Genomic DNA, 18,419 nt, shown 5'->3' with positions numbered 1-18,419 from the left:
GGATCAACGTGGACAGCGCACTCAACATTGACCGATGACAACGTTGTCACTTGTGCACATTGACGCGTCTGGTCAACGTTGATCTGCGGGCGTCAACGTGGACTCAACGTTGACGGGTTCGCCTCAACATTGACGAGGCGCGTCAATGTTGACCGGGACCATCAACGTTGAGGCGGGAGCGTCAACGTTGAGCGTCAACCCGAGGTTGACCGCATGGTTAGCGTCAACCTAAAGTTGACGCATGATCCAGTTGACCGACCTCATCGTCACGGTGGCGAGCGAGGCCGACGACACTCTCGTCCGCCTCGCCAAGGCGGTCGAGATGAGCGGCCAGCTGAACGAGCTCGGCGACCACCTGATCGGCCACTTCGTCGACGAGGCCCGCCGCGGTGGCGCGAGCTGGGCCGAGATCGGCGAGAGTCTCGGCGTCACCAAGCAGGCCGCGCAGAAGCGGTTCGTGCCGAGGGAGTCTCCGGAGCTCACCAAGCCGTCGATGGAGCGCTACACCCAGCGCTCACGCCGGGTCATCGCGCTGGCCCGGCACCACGCGCGCTTCAGCGAGCGCATCGGCACCGAACACCTGCTGCTGGGTCTGCTCGACGAGTCGGCCGGGCTCGCGGCCAAGACCATCGCGAAGCTGGAATCAGGCGACGGCAGCACGCGCATCGCCACGCTGCACCGGCTCGACAACGAGGCCAAGCAACGTCCGGAGAAGCAGCCGTACTCGACGCACTGCAAGAAGTCGCTGGAACTGGCCGTGCGAGAAGCACTCCGCATGGGCCACATGTTCATCGGCACCGAGCACATCCTGCTCGGCCTGCTGCTCGAGGAAGACGGGACCGCGGCCGGCGTGCTGCACTCCACCGGAGTCACGCACGCGGCCGCGGCCGCTCACATCGAGAAGGTCGTCAACGGACCGCAGCGAGTGCTTCCGGGAGCGTGAAAGCCCCCGCGTACAAGGCCTTGCCGATGATCGAGCCCTCCACGCCGTCACGCGACAGCTTCGCCAACGCGACCAGGTCGTCCACAGTGGACACACCGCCGGACGCGATCACCGGGGCGTCGGTGCGGGCGCAGACCTCGCTCAGCAGCTCCAGGTTCGGGCCCGTGAGCGTGCCGTCCTTCGACACGTCCGTCACGACGTAGCGCGCGCAGCCGTCGCGGTCGAGCCGGTCGAGGACCTCCCAGAGGTCACCGCCGTCCGACGTCCAGCCGCGGCCCTTCACCCGGTGGCCCTGCTCGGTGATGCGGACGTCCAGGCCCACAGCGATCTTCTCGCCGTACGCGGCGATCGCCTTGGCGCACCACTCCGGGTCCTCCAGAGCGGCGGTGCCGAGGTTCACCCGAGCACACCCCGTGGCCAGCGCGGCCTCCAGCGACGCGTCGTCGCGGATGCCGCCCGACAGCTCCACCTTCACGTCCAGCTCACCCACGACGCGCGCGATCAGCTCGCGGTTCGAGCCGCGCCCGAACGCCGCGTCGAGGTCGACGAGATGGATCCACTCCGCTCCGTCGCGCTGCCACTGCAGAGCAGCGTCCAGCGGCTCGCCGTAGTTCGTCTCGGTACCGGCTTCGCCCTGCACGAGGCGAACGGCACGACCGTCGGCCACGTCAACAGCGGGGAGGAGTGTGAACGTCACCCGCTCAGCCTAGCGTCCCCCAGCACGAGCGCGGCCACGCGCTCCTGGGCGTCCGTCGCTCGCGGGAACTTCGACGGAACCGGGGTCCCAGGTCCGGTCGCGGCAGGTCCGACGCCCGTCCACGGCCCGAAGACCATCATTCCCACGAACTGCGGATGCTGCTGCACCAACGCCATGTACATGTACTGCGTGCTTTCCAGGTCCGCATCCGTCTTGCCGGCGCACCACGACTGCGGCGCCGCTTCCGGCAGCACGAAGAGCTCCTTGCCCGGCGCGCGCTCCTCGAGCTTGGTCATGCGGGCCTCGATCTGGTCGTAGCCGGAGCAGTACTCGTCGAAACCGACCCAGTCGACGTCGGCGGGCACGGAGAAGCTGTCGTCGACCTTGGGACCGGCCTCGATGAGCATGACCTTCTTGTCCCCGAAGGTCTTCTTGATCTGCTGAGCCGAGAACTCGACGTCGGCGAAGCTCGCGCCGCGGTGGAACGGCTCGTCCAGCAGCACGAACCCGGCGATCTTCCCGAGGTACGGGCGCACCTTCTCCGCCAGCACCTGCCAGCGCGCCGCGGCGTTCGGGTACAGCGGGCACGCGTCGGAGCCGCACTTGAAGAACTCGTTGCCGGTGTAGACGAGACAGCCCTGGTCGGCGCAGTCATTCAGCGCCTCGGGACGGTAGCCGGCGGCGTCGCTGATCTGGACCCAGTTCAGGTTGCTGCGGCCGCGCACCTCCGGCAGGTGGTTGGCGCCCGCCGCGGTCAGCCGGGCGCCGAAGTACCCGTAGTAGCGCAGGTTCGACCCCGGCCGCTTGCGCAGGTCGTCGGAGATGAGGCGCTCGATCGCCAGGTCGTCGACCCGGCTGACGGTCTTGTCGTTGTCGGAGTAGCGGCCGAGGTAGACCCACAGCCTCTCGGTCGGCACCGCCGTGCCGAGCGCGATCGATCGGCGGTTGCCGTTGACGGTGAGGTCGAGCGTGCCGTCCGAGAGCGTCAGCGCGACGTCGAACGAGCCGTCGGCGTGGGCGGAGGCGAAGGCGGGCAGCGTCACGGTCGGCTTGCCGGGCTGGAAGACCTGCACGCCTCCGTTGGCGCGCACCAGGAACCCGAGGTCGATGTCCGCATTGGACACGTAGCCCCAGCTGTTCGCCGAGCGGCTGAGCGCGATGGACGACCAGTCGCCGGACGTGCGGTTGCCGACGACCGGCGTGAGCTTCGCCGAGATCGTCGACCCGGTGGACGGCGCGTCGAGCCGCACGGCCGTCGTACCGAGGTGCATCGACAGGGCACCGCGGTGGCCCGGGTGGTTGACCTGCGCGTACCACGGTCGCGGCACGTCACCGGTGTTCCACTTGCCGGACACGCGGCTGTACGTGACAGCTCCGGTGCCCTGACGCGCTTTGAGGTTGTCGTTCAGGCCGTACGTCGGGTCGGCGTCGGCGGCGTTGTCGAAGTTGTCGTGGAACGGAGCCGGTGCGGCGAGTGCGCCCCCAGGCACAGCAACGCAGGCAGCCGTCAGTACGGCTACCGTCAGCAGTCGTGTGATCACGACAAGGTAGTCAACCAGTTCCGCAGCAGCTGCGCTCCGGCATCACCGGATTTCTCGGGGTGGAACTGGGTCGCCCACAACGGACCGTTCTCCACCGCGGCAACGAACTCGTCGCCCGCGTGATCCGCCCACGTCACCAGCGGCGGCTTGATGTGCTCGGACGGCTCCAGCTCCCAGCGGCGCACGCCGTAGGAGTGCACGAAGTAGAAGCGCGTGTCCTTGTCCAGACCCGCGAACAGCTGCGAACCCTCCGGCGCGCGGACCGTGTTCCAGCCCATGTGCGGCACGATCGGCGCTTCGAGCCGCTCGACGGTGCCGGGCCACTCGCCACAGCCCTCGGTCAGCACGCCGTGCTCGATGCCCTTCTCGAACAGGATCTGCATGCCCACGCAGATGCCGAGCACCGGCCGCCCGCCCGCGAGCCGCTCGCCGATGATCCGGGCGCCGCGGACGGAGTTCAGACCCTCCATGCACGCGGCGTACGCGCCGACGCCGGGAACGACGAGGCCGTCGGCGTCGCGCGCGGCCTTGGCGTCCGACGTCACCTCGACATGGGCGCCGACCCGCTGAAGCGCGCGCTCGGCCGAGCGCAGGTTGCCGGAGCCATAGTCAAGTACGACGACACGTGCCACGACGTTGAGGTTAGTCGGTCGGGGCCGCGCCCTGCGTAACCGGTATGACCGGCAACACCGTGTTGATCGGCTTCCTGCGCACGAGCTGGCGCTGCAACGTGACCATGAGCACGCTCAGCAGGGTGATCAGCAACGCGCCGACGACGTAGTAGAAGACCGTCGGGAGGTGCATGAGGACCGTCACCAGCGCCGTCAGCACGATCAACGGCACGATCAGCGCGAGCGGCCACTTCTGCGCACGAGGCGGCTGGAGCGTCCGGAGCACGCCGTCAGCACGACCCTCTTCGGTGAGCTCGGCGACCTGTGCGACGCCGGGCAGTCCCGCGGCGCGGAAGAAGTCCGGGATCGCCGCGTAGCCGTTCTCGAAGTCGCGCAACCGTTCCAACGCGCTCTTGCGGTTGGCCGGCGGGTGCAGCGCGCTGAGCTTGTCGATCGCGTCGAGCTGCCACTTCTCCTTCTCCCGCATGGCGATGAAACCCGCGGTCGACCGGTCGAAGAACCTGCCCACCGGACCCGACTGCTTCGCCTGTGCGGACAGCTCGAGGATCGCCTCGCGCGAGCCCCACATCGAGGCGCGGCCGATCGTCGAGGTGAAGAGGTAGAGCAGCGCGGCGTCGTCGTTCCACACCGCCAGCGCGGCGCCGTCCGCGATCTTGCGGACCTTGTTGGCCATGTACGCGGCCTCGCTGAGCTTGGTGTCCGGCGCGGGCAGCAGCACCGTGCCGGACTGCACCGGGACCAGTGCCGCGGGGCCGACGTTGCCGCTGTGCATGGCTTTCTGCAGCTCGGCGGCGCTCAGCGGGGTCCAGATCAGCATTCTCACGCGCAACATCATTCCTGGTCCCGCTCGCGGGCCGAGGCAGACATGCCAAAGTTTCGCGTTCCGGAGCGGACAGACGTGTGAACGAGCGGCGGCGCGACCGGGCATCCGGTCCGATCGCGCCGACCACTTCACCTCTTAAACGGCGCGAGAAGGCGCACCGGTCCAGTCATCCCCCATGACTGCGAACATGTTTCTTCACCCCCTGAAGAAACTCCGCACAGCGCTCCCCAGCCCCACCACGTCGAGGTCGTGCGCGGCGTCATGATCCTCGGCCGTGCCGTAGTTGCGGAGCTCTGCGTGCCGTTTGACGCCTATACAACGCACACGGTGCGGGATTAGTTGCAACGCTTCGGAAATTAGATGGGATGAAGTTCCCTCGAGGTACGGCTCCACCACCATGACGTCGGCGTGATCGGTGTCCCGCACGGCTTTGAGCAGTCCGTCCGAGTCGAACGGTCGCACCGTCGCCGCGTAGAGCACCGTGACGTCGGCGTTCTCCGACTCGACCGCCTTCATCACGCGGTCGAGCATCGGCCCGACGGCGAGCACCACGCCGCGCTTCCCGTGACGCAGCGCGGTGAATCCCTCACCCACCGGATACGCCTGCGCGTTCTCGTGCAGCGAAAGCCTGACGTAGACCCGGTTGTCGTCCTTGAGTGCCTGCCGGAGGAGCGGCGTGACCTCGTCCGGGTGTCCAGGCACGTGAACAGTCCAGCCGGGCAGCGTGTCGAACAACGCGACGTCGCCCGGCGACTGGTGCGTGCGCCCCCACGCCGGGTCGTCATAGGACGCACCGATGCTCACGAACACCGCACCCACGTCCTGATGACCGATGTCGAGCTTGATCTGCTCGTACGGCCGCTCAACGAGAAACGGCGCGTAACTGTGCACGACCGGCCGCAGCCCGGCCAACGCCAACCCGCCCGCCACGCCGACCATGGTCTGCTCGCGGATCCCGACGTCCACGACGCGTTCGTTCTGCCGCGGGAACTCGTTGCTCGAAATCACCGCTGTCACCACGGCGATCCGCGGGTCGGAGTCGATCTCCTCGTTGACGGTGTTGACGAAGGCCTGGCGCATCGTGGTCATCAGTAGCTCTTCTCGATCTTGGCGACGACCGCGTACGGACGGTCGTGCGGCGCGGTCAGTGCGGCAAAAATGGCCTCGTGGTCCCGGCCGTCGACCTCGGCGGTCTGCCAGCCCTCGACGGCGAACCTGCGCGCGATGCCGCCCGGCCACCCGTACATCGCGGACTGGTTGTCGATCACGATCGCGGTGAGGTTCGCGACGTTCAGCCGCGCCGCCACCGCGATCGCCTCGTGGTTGCTGCCCTCGTCCAGCTCACCGTCGCCGACCAGCACGAACGTCCTGCCGCGCGACTTGCCGATCCGCTGCCCGATCGCCGTCCCCACCGCGATCGGCAACCCGTGCCCGAGCGAGCCGCTGCTGATCTCGACACCCTCCACGAGCATCCGGTCGGGATGCTGGCCGAGCGGGCTGTCCCACGTCGTCCACGCGTCCAAAGTGGACTCGTCGATGAACCCCTTCTCCGCCAGGACGGCGTAGTAGGCCATCGGCCCGTGCCCCTTGGACAACAGGAACCGGTCGCGGTCGGGGTCGTCGGCGGTCGCGGGCGTGACGTTCAGAACCTTGTCGTACAGGACCCAGAGCACGTCGATCGTGGAAGCCGCCGCCCACTCGTGCTTCTCGTCCCCGGTCATCCTCGCGAACAGCTCTGGTATCCGTTGCATGCCACCAACTGTTCAACCTCGACCATGCTGGAGGTCAAGCGGCTACCATGATCGGGTGAGCAAGTTGCCGGAAATGCTGACCATCGGCCAGGTCGCCGACCGAAGCGGCGTCCCCCACACCGCGCTGCGCTTCTACGAGGACAGAGGCCTCATCGCCTCGGTGCGCACCGCGGGCAACCAACGCCGCTACCAGCGCTCGGTCCTGCGCCGCCTGGCCTTCATCCGCACCGCGCAGCGCGTGGGCCTGAGCCTGGAGGACGTCCGCGACGCCCTGGCCCAGCTCCCCGACAACCGCACGCCCACCAAGTCCGACTGGGAGCGCCTCTCCCGTTCGTGGAAGACCGAGCTCGACGCCCGCATCGACGCCCTGTTCCGGTTGCGCGACCGGCTGACCGGGTGCATCGGCTGCGGCTGCCTCTCGTTGCGCAGCTGCGCGTTGCAGAACATCGATGACGAGCAGGCCTCGCACGGTCCCGGCGCCCCCAAGCTCAAGCCCGTGCTGGAGGGTGGCACTGCCTGACACACCGGTGTAGCCGGTGTCCTCGACGACCTTCACCAGGTCGGCGGGCGGGAGGTCGGCGGGCGGGAGGTCGGCCGCGTAGCTGCCGCCGGACACACCTGCTGACCGACACTTGCTGCCCGACGCGGCTGCCGCCCGACACATCTACTGCCCGACTCGGCTGCCGCCCGACACATCTACTGCCTGACACATCTGCCGTCTGCTCATGACCACACACCTGCTGTCTGGTGAACGCCTGCTGTCTGCTCATGACCGTTGTCGCCGCCGCCCGCGTACCTCCTAATTTTGCGGAGGAAGATGACCATGGTTTCGTGACATCTACTAGAGGGCGTCAGGCGTGAATCCGGACGAGGTTCACCCGTTGGAGTAGGGCACCGGCTGGTTTGCGGGCGTCGTGGCCTCGGCGCGGAGCTTCAGGACGCACCAGAGCAGCAGCGAGAGGGCGATGGCGCTGAACACGTAGTCGCCGGCTTCGGTGCCGCCCAGCTCGGGCTTCACCGGGAACGAGCACCAGACGTAGGTCAGCACGGCGCCGGCGGCCAGTGCGAAACGGTGGCGTTGGTCCCAACCCGCGAGACGCGACCAGCGCGTCACGAGCGCGATGCCGAGGGCCACTACCGCGCACCAGATCGTCACGCCTGGCCACTCGAACCAGTCGGCGCTGATCAGCGTCACCGAGCCCCAGTACGCGCTGGTCCCCAGCAACGCGAACAGGCAGACCCGCAGCGGTGGCGGGGCGGTGCCGGGCGACGAAGGCAGCGGGCGGATCCGGAAGGCGAGGAAGACGAGCAGGGCGATGGCGGCGAAGGCGTAGCCGAACTGCCACCACTCGGCCATGAAGTGTTCCTCGGTGTAGTTGCCCCAGAAGACGAACGCCGAGCCCGTCAGGAACAGCAGGCCTACGACGACCAGGCCTCGGGTGTGCAGCCACGGGCCGCGGCGCGAGAGGGTCTCCACCAGGGCTATCGGGACGCTGATGCTCCAGATCGTGTGCAGCGCCAGGATCGACTGGACTACCTCGACGCTCGTGCCCAGGAACGGGACGTAGGACGGGCCGGTCAGGTAGTCGTGGCCCGCGTAGGAGTTGTTCCAGATCAGCTGGTCGACCGGGCCTTCCTCGATCAGTGCGTAGGCCGCTGCGAGCAGGAGCATCGACGGCCAGCCGCCCGCTCGTCTGCCCAGTTCGCGGACCAGGATCGCGCCGCTGCCGTAGAGCGGTGCGAGGAGCAGGCCTAACGCCATGTCGGTGATCGGGATGTTGCCCAGGAGGAACTCGCCGACGAACGGCGCGAGGAAGAACAGCCCCAGTACCGGCCACACAGGATCCATGGAACCGCAAAAGGAGTGGACGCGCTGTGGTTTGCTGAAGGCGAAATGGAAGAAGACAGAATGATCCGCCTTTCGAAGCGGATGTCCAAGGCACTCCGGCACAAGCCAGAGCGCGTCGGCCTCACCCTCGACCCCAGTGGCTGGGTGCCGGTGGCCGACCTGCTGAGCGCGCTCGGCGTCAGCGAGGAGGAGTTGCGCGAGGTCGTCGCGCGCAACGACAAGCAGCGCTTCACGATCGACGGCGACCGCATCCGCGCCAACCAGGGGCACAGCGTCGAGGTCGACCTCGGGCTGCCTACGGCGACGCCGCCGGACACGTTGTTCCACGGCACGGTCGCGCAGTACCTCGACGACATCATGCGCGACGGCCTGCGTCCCATGTCCCGGCACGACGTCCACCTGTCGCCCGACCGGGAGACCGCGCGACGAGTCGGTGCACGGCGCGGGCGGCCGGTGATCCTTCTGGTCGACGCCAAGAGGATGAGCGACGACGGGCACGAGTTCCGGCTCAGCGCCAACGGGGTCTGGTTGACCCAGCACGTCCCGGCGGGTTACCTGAGCTCGTGAAGAAGATCGTCGAGGCCGGCTACGACGCGATGGCCGAGCGCTACCTCAGCTGGTCCGCGGAGATCGCCGACGACCCGCGCCTGCGCTACCTCGACGACTTCGACCGCCGCCTCGAAGACAACGCCAGGATCCTCGAACTCGGTTGTGGCGCAGGCGTTCCGGTCACGAAGAAGCTCGCCGAACGGCACGACGTCCTGGGCGTCGACCTCTCGCGGCAGCAGCTCGACCTCGCGAAGGCCAACGTGCCCGGCGCGAGGTTCGAGAAAGCCGACATGACCGAGCTCGACTTCGCGGACGGCACGTTCGACGGCATCGCCGCGTTCTACTCGATCCTGCACGTCCCGCGGGCCGAACAGCCGGAGCTCATCGCGAGGATCGCTCGCTGGCTCAAGCCGGGCGGCCTCTTCCTGGCCTCGCTCGGCGTCGGCACGCCGGACGTCACGGAGACCTGGCTCGGCGTCGAGATGTTCTTCGGCAGCAACAGCCCCGACGAGAACCGCGCGCTGCTCAGCCAGCACATGGAGATCGTCACCGACGACCTCGTCACCATGCACGAGCCAGGCCCGGCGACGTTCCACTGGGTGCTCACCCGCAGGTGAGGTTCGACGGCGGCTCGGTGCCGACGTACCGCCGCCACTCGTCGGCGGTCAGGTCCCGGCCCGCGGTGGCGCAGGCCGTGCGCACCCAGTTCTCCTCCGAGAGATCCCAGCGGAACAACGGCGTGTCCGGGATCGCCGTCACGACCGCGCGTTCGCCGGAGAAGGCCATGCCGACGCGTCCGAAGCGCCCGCGGTCGTCTGTCACCAGCACCTGACCGACCGGTTCTCCGGTCACGAGATCCGTCACGACCAGGACGTGGTCGCGGCGCAGCTGGGTGACCAGGGTCGTGCCGGGGTTGGCCGCGATTCCCGGCAGGTAGCTGGGGTCGCTCTGCACGACCCGGCGACGGGAGGTGCCCGCCCCGTCCCACACCTCGACCGTGCCCGCGCGCTGGACGACCAGGCTGTCGGCGGTGAACGTCACCGCGGCGGCCGGTCCGCCGGGAAGATCGCGGCGCGTGCCGGCGACGGTGTCGACGAGGACGACGGAGTCCGGGGTGACGACCGCCGCGATCGCCGCGTCCGGACGCACCGCCGCGAGGTGCCCGGCGGGTGGCCAGCCCTGCTGGTCCAGCCTGCGGTTCATCGTGATGGTGCGCGCGGACGCCAGCTCCTCGCCCTCGAAGACCTGCACGTCACCAAGCTCGTTCACGGTGACCACCCGGTGGTCGTCCCGAGCCGCGCCCATCGCCACGACGTACTCGGCGAGCACGTCTCCCTTCCACCGCGTGGTGCGGTGCAGGCCGTCGCGGACCTGCCACGTCTCGCCGATGCCCTCGTCCGCCGTCACGACGAACAGTCCGTCACCGGCGGCGTTCCACACGACCGGCCCGAACCTGCTCGGCGCGGCCGCCGACTCCGTGTACGAGCCCAGCGCCACGTCCGGGCCCGCCGACACCGCGAAGTCGTCCTTCGACGCGGCGATGTACGGCGGCGGGCAAGCGTTGCAGGACAAGGGAACTCGCGTCGGCAGGGGCGAACCGACACGGGTGTTGCGGGTCAGGTCCCACACCGCCAGCCGGTCGCGCGAGGCGGAGACCAGGTGGTCGTTGTCGCCGAGGAACTCGACGAACGGCGTCTCGTTGTCGCCTTCGAGCCGCATCCGCTCGCCGGTGTACGGGCCGGACATGTCGTAGACGTAGATCGTCCCGGTGTCCGAAACGGCGGTGCGGGCGCCGTTGCCGGCGATCGCCACCGCGGACGGGTTGGGCCTGCCGTCCTTCAGCAACGCGTCCTGCGTCGTGAAGTCGAACGCCTGCTGGGTCGTGCGCCACAACCGGATCTCCCCGCCGGTCGAAAAGCCGAAGTGGTCGCCGTTGGCCGACAGCCCGACCCCGAACCCGTTGGCGGGCGCGGCGTTCCCCCGCGTGGTGGACACGACGTCGAGGCTGGTGGGCGCCCTGCGAACCCAGTCGTTGTAGGAGATCTCCAGCAGCTGGTCCTCGTTCGGCAGCCGCATCATGAACAACGGGAAGGTCTTCTCCTCCCGCTCGGCACGCTTGCCCGTCTGTCCATCGTGGACGATCCGATGGCCGCGGGTGAACCCGTTGTCGTCAATGGAGTCGACGACCGTGCTGTAGAAGGCGGTGAAGCGGCCGGACGGCGAGACGGCGACCAGATCGTCGGTCAGCTCGTCCGGCGTGTCGATCTGTTGCGTGGCACCGGAAACCACGTCCCAGCGCAACGCGGAACCCGTGCCGGCCGCGGCGATCACTGCCCCGTTCGCGCTGGTGGCCACCGCATCGACGGGACGCGCGCCGACCTGTTGCTCACTGCGCTTGCCGCTGGCGAGGTCCCACCGCACGACCCGTCCGTCCGCGGTGCCGGCGACCGCGACCTTGCCGTTGGCGGACGACGCGAGCGCGGTGACCTCACCACCGACCGGCAGGTACCGATCCAGCTGCGGGCTGGCCGTCAGCGACTGGAACAACGCGGCGCGGGTCTGGCTGTTCGCCTCCACCCGATACGCCTCGGCCGCCAGCACCTGGCTCAGCGCGAGATCGGTGCGCAGGTTCGCCACAGCGGCCGACGCGAGACCCCGTGCCGTTGCCGTCCGCGCCTGCGCCACGGCGGAATTGCGCTGCACCACCGCCACGAGCCCGGCGACCAGCACACCGATCATGAGCAGCGAGAGAGCGGCAGCCACGCCGCGCGCTAACCGGAGCGTCCGGCGGTGCTGCCGGACGTGCTCGCCGACGAGGTCGTCCTTCGGCACCTCGCGCACCGCACTCGCGATGTCGGCGACGCACTCGCGCAGCCGCGGGTTCGAGTCGTCGACGTGCTCGGCCGAACGCAACCAGCGCAGGTCGACCCAGCGCGGTTCCTCGCCCAGCGCCTTGCGGACGGGAGCGGGCACGGACTGGCAGTACTCGCCCGAGGTCAGCACGACGAGGACGTGCTGGGCGGACCTGTGTTCGAGCCACCACCGCAGCTCGCGGTTGACCCACGTGGACGCCGCGGCTTCGGGTGAGGCCATCAGGATCAGCCAGCGCGATCGGCCCAGGGCCTGTTCGATCGACGTCCACAGGCCCGGGTTCGCGGACAGGCTCACGTCGTCGAGGAACACCCTCGAGGCGCGCAGACGGTTCCAGGGCTTGGCGAACCGCTGCACGCCGCGCTGGAGCATCGGGGCGAGTCTGCCGTCCAGAGCTCGGCTGTACGAGATGAACGCGTCGTACTCAGGCTCGGCCACCCGCTCGATTCTGACGGTTCGGGGCTGAATGAGCCAGCGAACCGCGCCGCTGACGGCAGTGCCGATCGTGCGACAGGGCCGGTTCAGAGCAGCCAGAGAACCGCGCCGCCGACCGCGACGACGATCAGCACCAGCAGGATGATCGCCATGAACTTGGCGGTCTTCCACGTCGCGTAGACGCCACCGGCCAGAAAGCCCGCGAGAGCCAGCAGGCCGATGACGACGACTTCCTTCGGCATCAGAGCACGCCCTTGGTCGACGGGATGCCGCCGACGCGCGGGTCGGGCTCCACGGCCGCGCGCAGGGCACGGGCGATGGCCTTGTACTCGGCTTCCGCGATGTGGTGCGGGTCGCGGCCGTACTCGACGCGCACGTGCAGCGCGATCTGGGCGTGGAAGGCGAGCGACTCGAAGACGTGCCGGTTCAGCACGAACGGGTAGTTGCCGCCGATCACGAAGCTGTTGAACTGCTCCGGCTCGCCGCGGTGCACGGTGTAGGGGCGGCCGGAGACGTCCACCGCCGCGTGGGCGAGGGTCTCGTCCATCGGGATCCAGCAGTCGCCGAAGCGCCGGATGCCCTTCTTGTCCCCCAACGCTTCCCGCAGCGCCTGGCCCAGCACGATCGCGATGTCCTCGACCGAGTGGTGCGCGTCGATGTGCGTGTCGCCGGTGGCTCGGACGATCAGGTCGAAGCAGCCGTGCACGCCGAACGCGGTGAGCATGTGGTCGTAGAACGGCACGCCGGTGCTGATCTCCACCTGGCCGGTGCCGTCCAGGTCGATCTCCACGTAGACCGACGACTCCTTGGTGGTGCGCTCCACCTTGCCCACACGACTCACCGGCTGACCTCCTTGCTGGCCGCGAGGAAAGCGTCGTTCTCCTCGGGCGTTCCGATGGTCACCCGCAGGTGACCCGCGATTCCGACGTCCCGGATGAGCACGCCGTGGTCCAGATAGGACTTCCAGGTCTCCCGCGCGTTCTCGAACCAGCCGAACAGCACGAAGTTCGCGTCCGAGGGCACGACGTCGAAACCCAGGTCCGTCAACGCCGCCACCACGCGGTCGCGCTCGGCGGCGAGCAGCGCCACCGAACCCAGCGTCTCGGAGGCGTGGCGCAACGAAGCCCGTGCGGCCGCCTGCGTCAACGCGGACAGGTGGTACGGCAGGCGCACCAGCTGCAGCGCGTCGACCACGGCGGGAGCAGCGGCGAGGTAGCCCAGCCGCCCGCCGGCGAAGGCGAAGGCCTTCGACATCGTCCGCGAGACGATCAGCCGCGAGCCGAACTCGTCGAGCAGCCCGATCGCGCTCTCCTGCGAGGAGAACTCCGCGTAGGCCTCGTCCACGACGATCATGCCGCTCGACGACGCGATCAGCAGCCGCAGGTCCTCGAGCGGGATCGACTGACCCGTCGGGTTGTTCGGCGACGTCACGAAGACGACGTCCGGCCGCGTCTCGGCGATGACCGCCGCCGCCTTCTCCACGTCGAGCGAGAAGTCCGAACGACGCGGCGTCGGCGCCCACTCGGTGCGCGTGCCGGCGGCGATGATCGGGTGCATCGAGTACGACGGCTCGAAGCCCAGAGCCACGCGACCGGGACCGCCGAACGCCTGCAGGATCTGCTGGAGGATCTCGTTGGACCCGTTGGCAGCCCACACGTTCTCGGCCGTCAGCGGCACCGACGTCGACTCCGTCAGGTACGCCGCCAGGTCGTCGCGCAACGCCACCGCGTCGCGGTCCGGGTACCGGTGCAGCTCACCCGCGATCTCCGCCACCGCCGCGACCACGTCCGCCGCCAGCGCATCCGTCGGCGCGTACGGGTTCTCGTTGGTGTTCAAGCGATACGGCACGTCGAGCTGCGGCGCACCGTACGGCGTGCGACCGCGCAAGTCCTCGCGCAGAGGCAGATCGGACAGTTCTACCCGCGCGCCAACGACTGGCTTCATGCTGTCCCAACGCCCTTCTGGGGAAACCTCGCCGTGACAGCCTGCCCGTGCGCCGGCAGATCCTCCGCGTTGGCCAGCGCGACGACCTTGTCCGCCACGTCGCGCAGTGCTTCCTCGGAGTAGTCGATCACGTGGATGCCGCGCAGGAACGTCTGCACCGACAGCCCGGACGAGTGCCGCGCGCAGCCACCGGTCGGCAGCACGTGGTTCGAGCCCGCGCAGTAGTCACCGAGCGAGACCGGCGCGTACGCACCCACGAAGATCGCTCCGGCAGAGCGGATCCGCCCCGCGACCGCCCGCGCGTCGACCGTCTGGATCTCCAGGTGCTCGGCGGCGTACGCGTCGACGACCCGGATGCCTTCGTCCACAGAGGACACCAGCACGGTGCCGGACTGCTTGCCACCCAACGCCGTGCGGATCCGCTCGGAGTGCTTGGTGGCACCGACCTGGCGCTCCAGCTCGGCGTCCACCGCGTCCGCGAGCTCTTCCGAATCAGTGACCAGCACGGACGCCGCCAACGGGTCGTGCTCGGCCTGGCTGATCAGGTCGGCCGCCACGTGCACCGGGTCGGCGGACGAGTCGGCGAGGATCGCGATCTCGGTCGGGCCGGCCTCGGAGTCGATCCCGATCAGGCCGCGCAGCAGGCGCTTGGCCGCCGTCGTGTAGATGTTGCCGGGACCGGTGACGATGTCGACCGGAGCCAGCTCGGCGCCGTCGGTGTCCACGCCGCCGTGCGCCATCAGCGCCACGGCCTGCGCGCCACCGGCCGCCCACACCTCGTCGACGCCGAGCAGCGCGGCGGCGGCCAGGATCGTCGGGTGCGGCAGGCCGTCGAACTCGGCCTGCGGCGGCGAGCACACCACGAGCGACTCGACGCCCGCGATCTGCGCGGGCACGACGTTCATGACCACGGTCGACGGGTAGACGGCGAGACCACCGGGCGCGTACAGGCCGACGCGGGCGACCGGCACCCACTTCTCCGTGACCGTGCCGCCGGGCACGACCTGCGTGGTCGTCTCCGTGCGGCGCTGGTCGGCGTGCACGCGACGAGTGCGCGCGATCACCTCTTCCAACGCCTCGCGCACAGCCGGGTCGAGGGTTTCCAGGGCGGAGGCGATCTGCGCCGCGGACACGCGCACGGAAGCGGGACGAACGCGGTCGAACTTCTCCGTGTATTCCAGGACAGCGTCGACACCGCGCTCGGCGACCGCGTCCACGACGGGACGCACCTGATGCAGCACCGCGTCCACGTCCACCTCGGCGCGCGGGACGACGGCGCGCAGCTGAGCGGGAGTCGTGGTGCGACCTCGCAGGTCGATGCGGCTGAGCATGACTTACAGGGTAGTTCCTGCCGAATTCTGTCAACGGTCAGCCCGCTAACGGCGCTACCTCAGCCTGTGACACCACGGCCACGCTCGGTCGAGGCACCACTCCGTCGCAAACCCCTGCTGATGATGGAGGAACGATGTTCAGCAAGAGCCGCGGCAAGATCGCCGCAGTGCTCGCCGTCTGCCTGCCCGTGCTGGTCGCGGGCATGGCGACGCCCAGCACGGCCGACTCCGGCCGCTACCTCGTGGAAGTCACCGCGAACACCTCCGCCGAACGCACCCAGATCGCCCAGATCGGCGTGGACGTGCTCGGCGCGACCAAGCTCACCACGATCTCCGCGGTCGCCGACAAGAACCAGCTGCGCGCCCTGCAGGCGACCGGGCTGCCGATGAAGTACCTGGGTGACTTCGAGCAGCAGCTGAAGAGCCTGGGCAAGGTCGACTTCAAAGACCCGCAGCCGGGCCAGATCGGCACCCAGGACTTCCCGTCCGGCTACGCGGGCTACCACAACTTCGCGGAGATGACCGCGGAGCTGCAGCAGACGGTGCGCGACCACCCGGCGCTGGCGAGCCTGCGCAGCATCGGCAAGAGCGTCCAGAACCGGGACATCTACGCCCTCAAGATCAGCGACAACGTCGCGACCGACGAGAGCGAGCCCGAGGTCATCATCACCTGCAACCAGCACGCCCGTGAGCACCTGACGGTCGAGCAGTGCCTGCAGATCATCAAGCGCTACACCGACAACTACTCGACGCCGTCGGTCAAGAGCATCGTCGACAGCCGCGAGATCTGGTTCATCCCGATGGTCAACCCGGACGGCGTCGAGTACGACATCGCCACCGGGTCGTTCCGCGGCTGGCGCAAGAACCGCCAGGGCAACGGCACCGACCTCAACCGCAACTGGGGCTACAAGTGGGGCTGCTGCGGCGGTTCCAGCGGTAGCAGCACCTCGGACACCTACCGCGGCACGGCGGCGTTCTCCGCACCGGAGACCAACGTCATCAAGAACTTCGTGAACTCGCGGGTCGTCGGCGGCGTCCAGCAGATCAAGACGAACATCGACTTCCACTCGTTCTCGGAGCTCGTGCTGTGGCCGTACGGCTACACCAACGCGGACACCGACACCGGCCTCAACGCCGACGAGGCACGCGCGTTCCAGACGCTGGGCCGGCAGATGGCGAACCTGAACGGCTACACGCCGGAGCAGGCGAGCGACCTGTACATCACCGACGGCACCATCGACGACTGGATGTGGGGCGTCCACAAGATCTGGTCGTACACCTACGAGATGTACCCGAGCAGCGGCGGCCTGAACGGCTTCTACCCGCGTGACACGGTCATCGCGGCCCAGACGAGCCGCAACGACCGCGCCGTCGACCTGTTCATGAACTACTCGGACTGCGTGAAGCGGGTCATCGGGCAGACCTGCTGATCCGTTCCAACGCCTGGTCGATCTCCTCAGGAGTGACGAAGTAGTGCGGGGAGGCCCGCACTACTTCGTCCAGGCCCCGCTTGGTCATGTCGATCATCGTCGACCCGCGCTGCGAGACCGTCACGGCCACGCCGAGGTCCCACAGCCGGTCCTTCAGCTCCATCGCCGGCACACGCTCCGACGTGAAGGTGACGATGCCCGACTGCCGTTCACCGAGGTCCTGCACGGTGACGCCGGCGATCTCCCGCAACCCCGAACGCAAGCGCTTGGCACGGTCCGCGACCTCGGCCTCGATCACGTCCAGCCCCTTGTCCAGGGCGTAACGCGCGGCCGCGATCAGACCGAGCCGGTCAGCGACGCTGCACTCCCACAGCTCGAACACGCGAGCATCGGAGCGCAACGAGTACTCCATGGGTCCGGTCCACACACCGCTGTGCAGGTCCACCAACCGCGGGTGGAGCCTTGCCCGCACCTCGTCGCGCACGACCAGAGCACCGGTACCGCGCGGTCCGCGGAGCCACTTACGACCTGTACACGCCAACATGTCGTAGTCGAGGCCCCGCAGATCGAGCTGCCCTGTGGACTGGCACGCGTCCAGCAGCACCAAGGCGCCGACGGAACGCGCCGCCGCCGTGATCTCGTTGACGGGATTGACCAAGCCGCCGTTCGTCGGAACGTGGACGAGCGAGATCAGCTTGACTCGGTTGTCAAGGTTCAGGGCGTCGAGATCCACCTGCCCATGAGCATCGGAGGGCATGACCTCGACGACCGCCCCGACCTCCGCCGCTCGGCGCAGGACCGGGATCGCATTGCCACCGTATTCGACCTCGGTGACAAGAATTCGGTCTCCTGCCGACAGCGGCACCGCGTCGAACGCCGCCAGCCAAGATCGAGTTGCACTGTCCGTGAAAGCAACCTCGGACGGGTGACACCCGAAGAACTCAGCGAGCACCCCGTAGCCCGCCTCCAGGTCATCACGGCGTTCAGCGGCGGCGCGATAGCCACCGATCTCGGTTTCCCGCCGCAGATGCCCGATGACCTCGTCCACGACGGGAGCGGGAGGGATCGACGAACCGGCGCTGTCCAAAAAGATCAGGTCACTCACCCGCTCGACTCTGCCACTATCGAGGACATGGGGGATCGCTCGTTCGGGTACAGCGCTCAGGTCCGGCCGTTCCTGTGGGTTTTCCTCGTGCTCACACCCGTGGAAATCCTGCTCGTCGACCTGCTCGTGCCGTGGTTCTGGCTCAGAGCCGCCCTGCTCGCGTTCGGGCTCATCAGCGCACTGCTGCTCGCCTGGCTGCTGTGGATGCTCTACAAGTTCAAGCACAAGATCGACGACGACCACCTGTGGCTCCGATACGCGCGCGAGTTCGAGTACCGCATCCCACTAAGTGCCATCGAGAACGTCACACAGGGCATGACGAGCAGGTCGCTCAACAAGACGCGGTCCGTTGTGGACGGAACGCTCGTGCTGGAGATCTCCAACTCCACCAACGTGCACATCACCCTCAACGAACCCCAGAACATCGACCTGGGCAGACGCGGCACGCACGACATCACGAAGATCGAGCTCTGGACGGACGACCCCGACGCGATGGTGCGTGCTCTGCGAAAATAGGC

19 protein-coding genes are annotated in these 18,419 nt (G+C 68.4%); 6 read left to right on the top strand and 13 right to left on the bottom strand.

Features of this window, described 5'->3' with window-relative positions; translation table 11 throughout:
- Positions 1 to 241 precede the first annotated feature (241 nt).
- A complete protein-coding gene (locus AB0M24_RS35565; protein ID WP_363777860.1) occupies positions 242 to 943 on the top strand; it encodes a Clp protease N-terminal domain-containing protein in 702 nt (233 codons plus the stop codon).
- Here the strand turns inward: AB0M24_RS35565 and priA are convergent.
- The 6 genes from priA to AB0M24_RS35535 all read right to left on the bottom strand — a co-directional run bounded on the left by priA (position 909) and on the right by AB0M24_RS35535 (position 6,387).
- A complete protein-coding gene (gene priA, locus AB0M24_RS35560) occupies positions 909 to 1,640 on the bottom strand; it encodes a bifunctional 1-(5-phosphoribosyl)-5-((5-phosphoribosylamino)methylideneamino)imidazole-4-carboxamide isomerase/phosphoribosylanthranilate isomerase PriA (protein ID WP_363777859.1) in 732 nt (243 codons plus the stop codon). The two genes, AB0M24_RS35565 and priA, sit on opposite strands and share 35 nt — an antisense overlap.
- Complete coding sequence (locus AB0M24_RS35555) at positions 1,637 to 3,181, bottom strand: hypothetical protein (protein ID WP_363777858.1); 1,545 nt, start codon at positions 3,179 to 3,181, stop codon at positions 1,637 to 1,639. The genes priA and AB0M24_RS35555 overlap by 4 nt, the downstream gene beginning before the upstream one ends.
- Positions 3,178 to 3,813, bottom strand: coding sequence for an imidazole glycerol phosphate synthase subunit HisH (hisH, locus tag AB0M24_RS35550; RefSeq protein WP_363777857.1), 636 nt, complete (start codon positions 3,811 to 3,813; stop codon positions 3,178 to 3,180). The genes AB0M24_RS35555 and hisH overlap by 4 nt, the downstream gene beginning before the upstream one ends.
- 10 nt (positions 3,814 to 3,823) lie before the next feature.
- Positions 3,824 to 4,636 (bottom strand): hypothetical protein, encoded by an 813-nt coding sequence (locus tag AB0M24_RS35545; protein WP_363777856.1) that lies wholly within the window; start codon positions 4,634 to 4,636, stop codon positions 3,824 to 3,826.
- Positions 4,637 to 4,831: 195 nt separating this feature from the next.
- Positions 4,832 to 5,725 (bottom strand): transketolase C-terminal domain-containing protein, encoded by an 894-nt coding sequence (locus AB0M24_RS35540; RefSeq protein WP_363777855.1) that lies wholly within the window; start codon positions 5,723 to 5,725, stop codon positions 4,832 to 4,834.
- The gene (locus AB0M24_RS35535) at positions 5,725 to 6,387 is read right to left on the bottom strand and encodes a thiamine pyrophosphate-dependent enzyme (RefSeq protein ID WP_363777854.1); all 663 of its coding nucleotides are present in this window, start codon (positions 6,385 to 6,387) and stop codon (positions 5,725 to 5,727) included. The genes AB0M24_RS35540 and AB0M24_RS35535 overlap by 1 nt, the downstream gene beginning before the upstream one ends.
- 55 nt (positions 6,388 to 6,442) lie before the next feature.
- On the opposite strand from AB0M24_RS35535, the gene soxR reads away from it, so the two are divergent.
- On the top strand, positions 6,443 to 6,907 hold the full coding sequence (gene soxR / locus AB0M24_RS35530; protein WP_363777853.1) for a redox-sensitive transcriptional activator SoxR: 465 nt from the start codon (positions 6,443 to 6,445) through the stop codon (positions 6,905 to 6,907).
- Positions 6,908 to 7,261: 354 nt separating this feature from the next.
- On the opposite strand, the gene AB0M24_RS35525 is transcribed toward soxR, so the two are convergent.
- Positions 7,262 to 8,227: a hypothetical protein gene (locus AB0M24_RS35525; protein ID WP_363777852.1), complete on the bottom strand. Its 966-nt coding sequence runs from the start codon at positions 8,225 to 8,227 to the stop codon at positions 7,262 to 7,264.
- A 54-nt stretch (positions 8,228 to 8,281) separates the two neighbouring features.
- On the opposite strand from AB0M24_RS35525, the gene AB0M24_RS35520 reads away from it, so the two are divergent.
- On the top strand, positions 8,282 to 8,803 hold the full coding sequence (locus AB0M24_RS35520; protein ID WP_363777851.1) for an RNA 2'-phosphotransferase: 522 nt from the start codon (positions 8,282 to 8,284) through the stop codon (positions 8,801 to 8,803).
- Complete coding sequence (locus AB0M24_RS35515) at positions 8,800 to 9,402, top strand: class I SAM-dependent methyltransferase (RefSeq protein WP_363777850.1); 603 nt, start codon at positions 8,800 to 8,802, stop codon at positions 9,400 to 9,402. Before AB0M24_RS35520 ends, AB0M24_RS35515 begins: the two co-directional genes overlap by 4 nt.
- On the opposite strand, the gene AB0M24_RS35510 is transcribed toward AB0M24_RS35515, so the two are convergent.
- The 5 genes from AB0M24_RS35510 to hisD all read right to left on the bottom strand — a co-directional run bounded on the left by AB0M24_RS35510 (position 9,389) and on the right by hisD (position 15,366).
- A complete protein-coding gene (locus AB0M24_RS35510) occupies positions 9,389 to 12,094 on the bottom strand; it encodes a TIR domain-containing protein (RefSeq protein ID WP_363777849.1) in 2,706 nt (901 codons plus the stop codon). The genes AB0M24_RS35515 and AB0M24_RS35510 overlap by 14 nt on opposite strands.
- Before the next feature lie 83 nt (positions 12,095 to 12,177).
- Positions 12,178 to 12,333, bottom strand: coding sequence for a hypothetical protein (locus AB0M24_RS35505; protein WP_363777848.1), 156 nt, complete (start codon positions 12,331 to 12,333; stop codon positions 12,178 to 12,180).
- Complete coding sequence (gene hisB / locus AB0M24_RS35500; protein WP_045314317.1) at positions 12,333 to 12,932, bottom strand: imidazoleglycerol-phosphate dehydratase HisB; 600 nt, start codon at positions 12,930 to 12,932, stop codon at positions 12,333 to 12,335. Before hisB ends, AB0M24_RS35505 begins: the two co-directional genes overlap by 1 nt.
- Positions 12,929 to 14,035 carry a histidinol-phosphate transaminase gene (locus AB0M24_RS35495; protein WP_363777847.1) on the bottom strand — a complete coding sequence of 369 codons (1,107 nt, stop codon included), beginning with the start codon at positions 14,033 to 14,035 and terminating at the stop codon, positions 12,929 to 12,931. Before AB0M24_RS35495 ends, hisB begins: the two co-directional genes overlap by 4 nt.
- Positions 14,032 to 15,366, bottom strand: a complete 1,335-nt coding sequence (gene hisD, locus AB0M24_RS35490; RefSeq protein ID WP_363777846.1) for a histidinol dehydrogenase — start codon at positions 15,364 to 15,366, stop codon at positions 14,032 to 14,034. The genes AB0M24_RS35495 and hisD overlap by 4 nt, the downstream gene beginning before the upstream one ends.
- A gap of 134 nt (positions 15,367 to 15,500) precedes the next feature.
- On the opposite strand from hisD, the gene AB0M24_RS35485 reads away from it, so the two are divergent.
- Complete coding sequence (locus AB0M24_RS35485; protein WP_363777845.1) at positions 15,501 to 16,796, top strand: M14 family metallopeptidase; 1,296 nt, start codon at positions 15,501 to 15,503, stop codon at positions 16,794 to 16,796.
- Here the strand turns inward: AB0M24_RS35485 and AB0M24_RS35480 are convergent.
- Positions 16,777 to 17,901: an aminotransferase class V-fold PLP-dependent enzyme gene (locus tag AB0M24_RS35480; RefSeq protein WP_363777844.1), complete on the bottom strand. Its 1,125-nt coding sequence runs from the start codon at positions 17,899 to 17,901 to the stop codon at positions 16,777 to 16,779. The genes AB0M24_RS35485 and AB0M24_RS35480 overlap by 20 nt on opposite strands.
- Before the next feature lie 27 nt (positions 17,902 to 17,928).
- On the opposite strand from AB0M24_RS35480, the gene AB0M24_RS35475 reads away from it, so the two are divergent.
- On the top strand, positions 17,929 to 18,417 hold the full coding sequence (locus tag AB0M24_RS35475) for a hypothetical protein (protein ID WP_363777843.1): 489 nt from the start codon (positions 17,929 to 17,931) through the stop codon (positions 18,415 to 18,417).
- Positions 18,418 to 18,419: the final 2 nt, after the last annotated feature.

It is taken from the genome of Lentzea sp. NPDC051838 (assembly GCF_040681245.1).
Classification (GTDB): Bacteria; Actinomycetota; Actinomycetes; order Mycobacteriales; family Pseudonocardiaceae; genus Lentzea.
The sequence above is the reverse complement of the archived record's forward strand: the minus strand, read 5'-3'. Positions and strand labels throughout refer to the sequence as shown.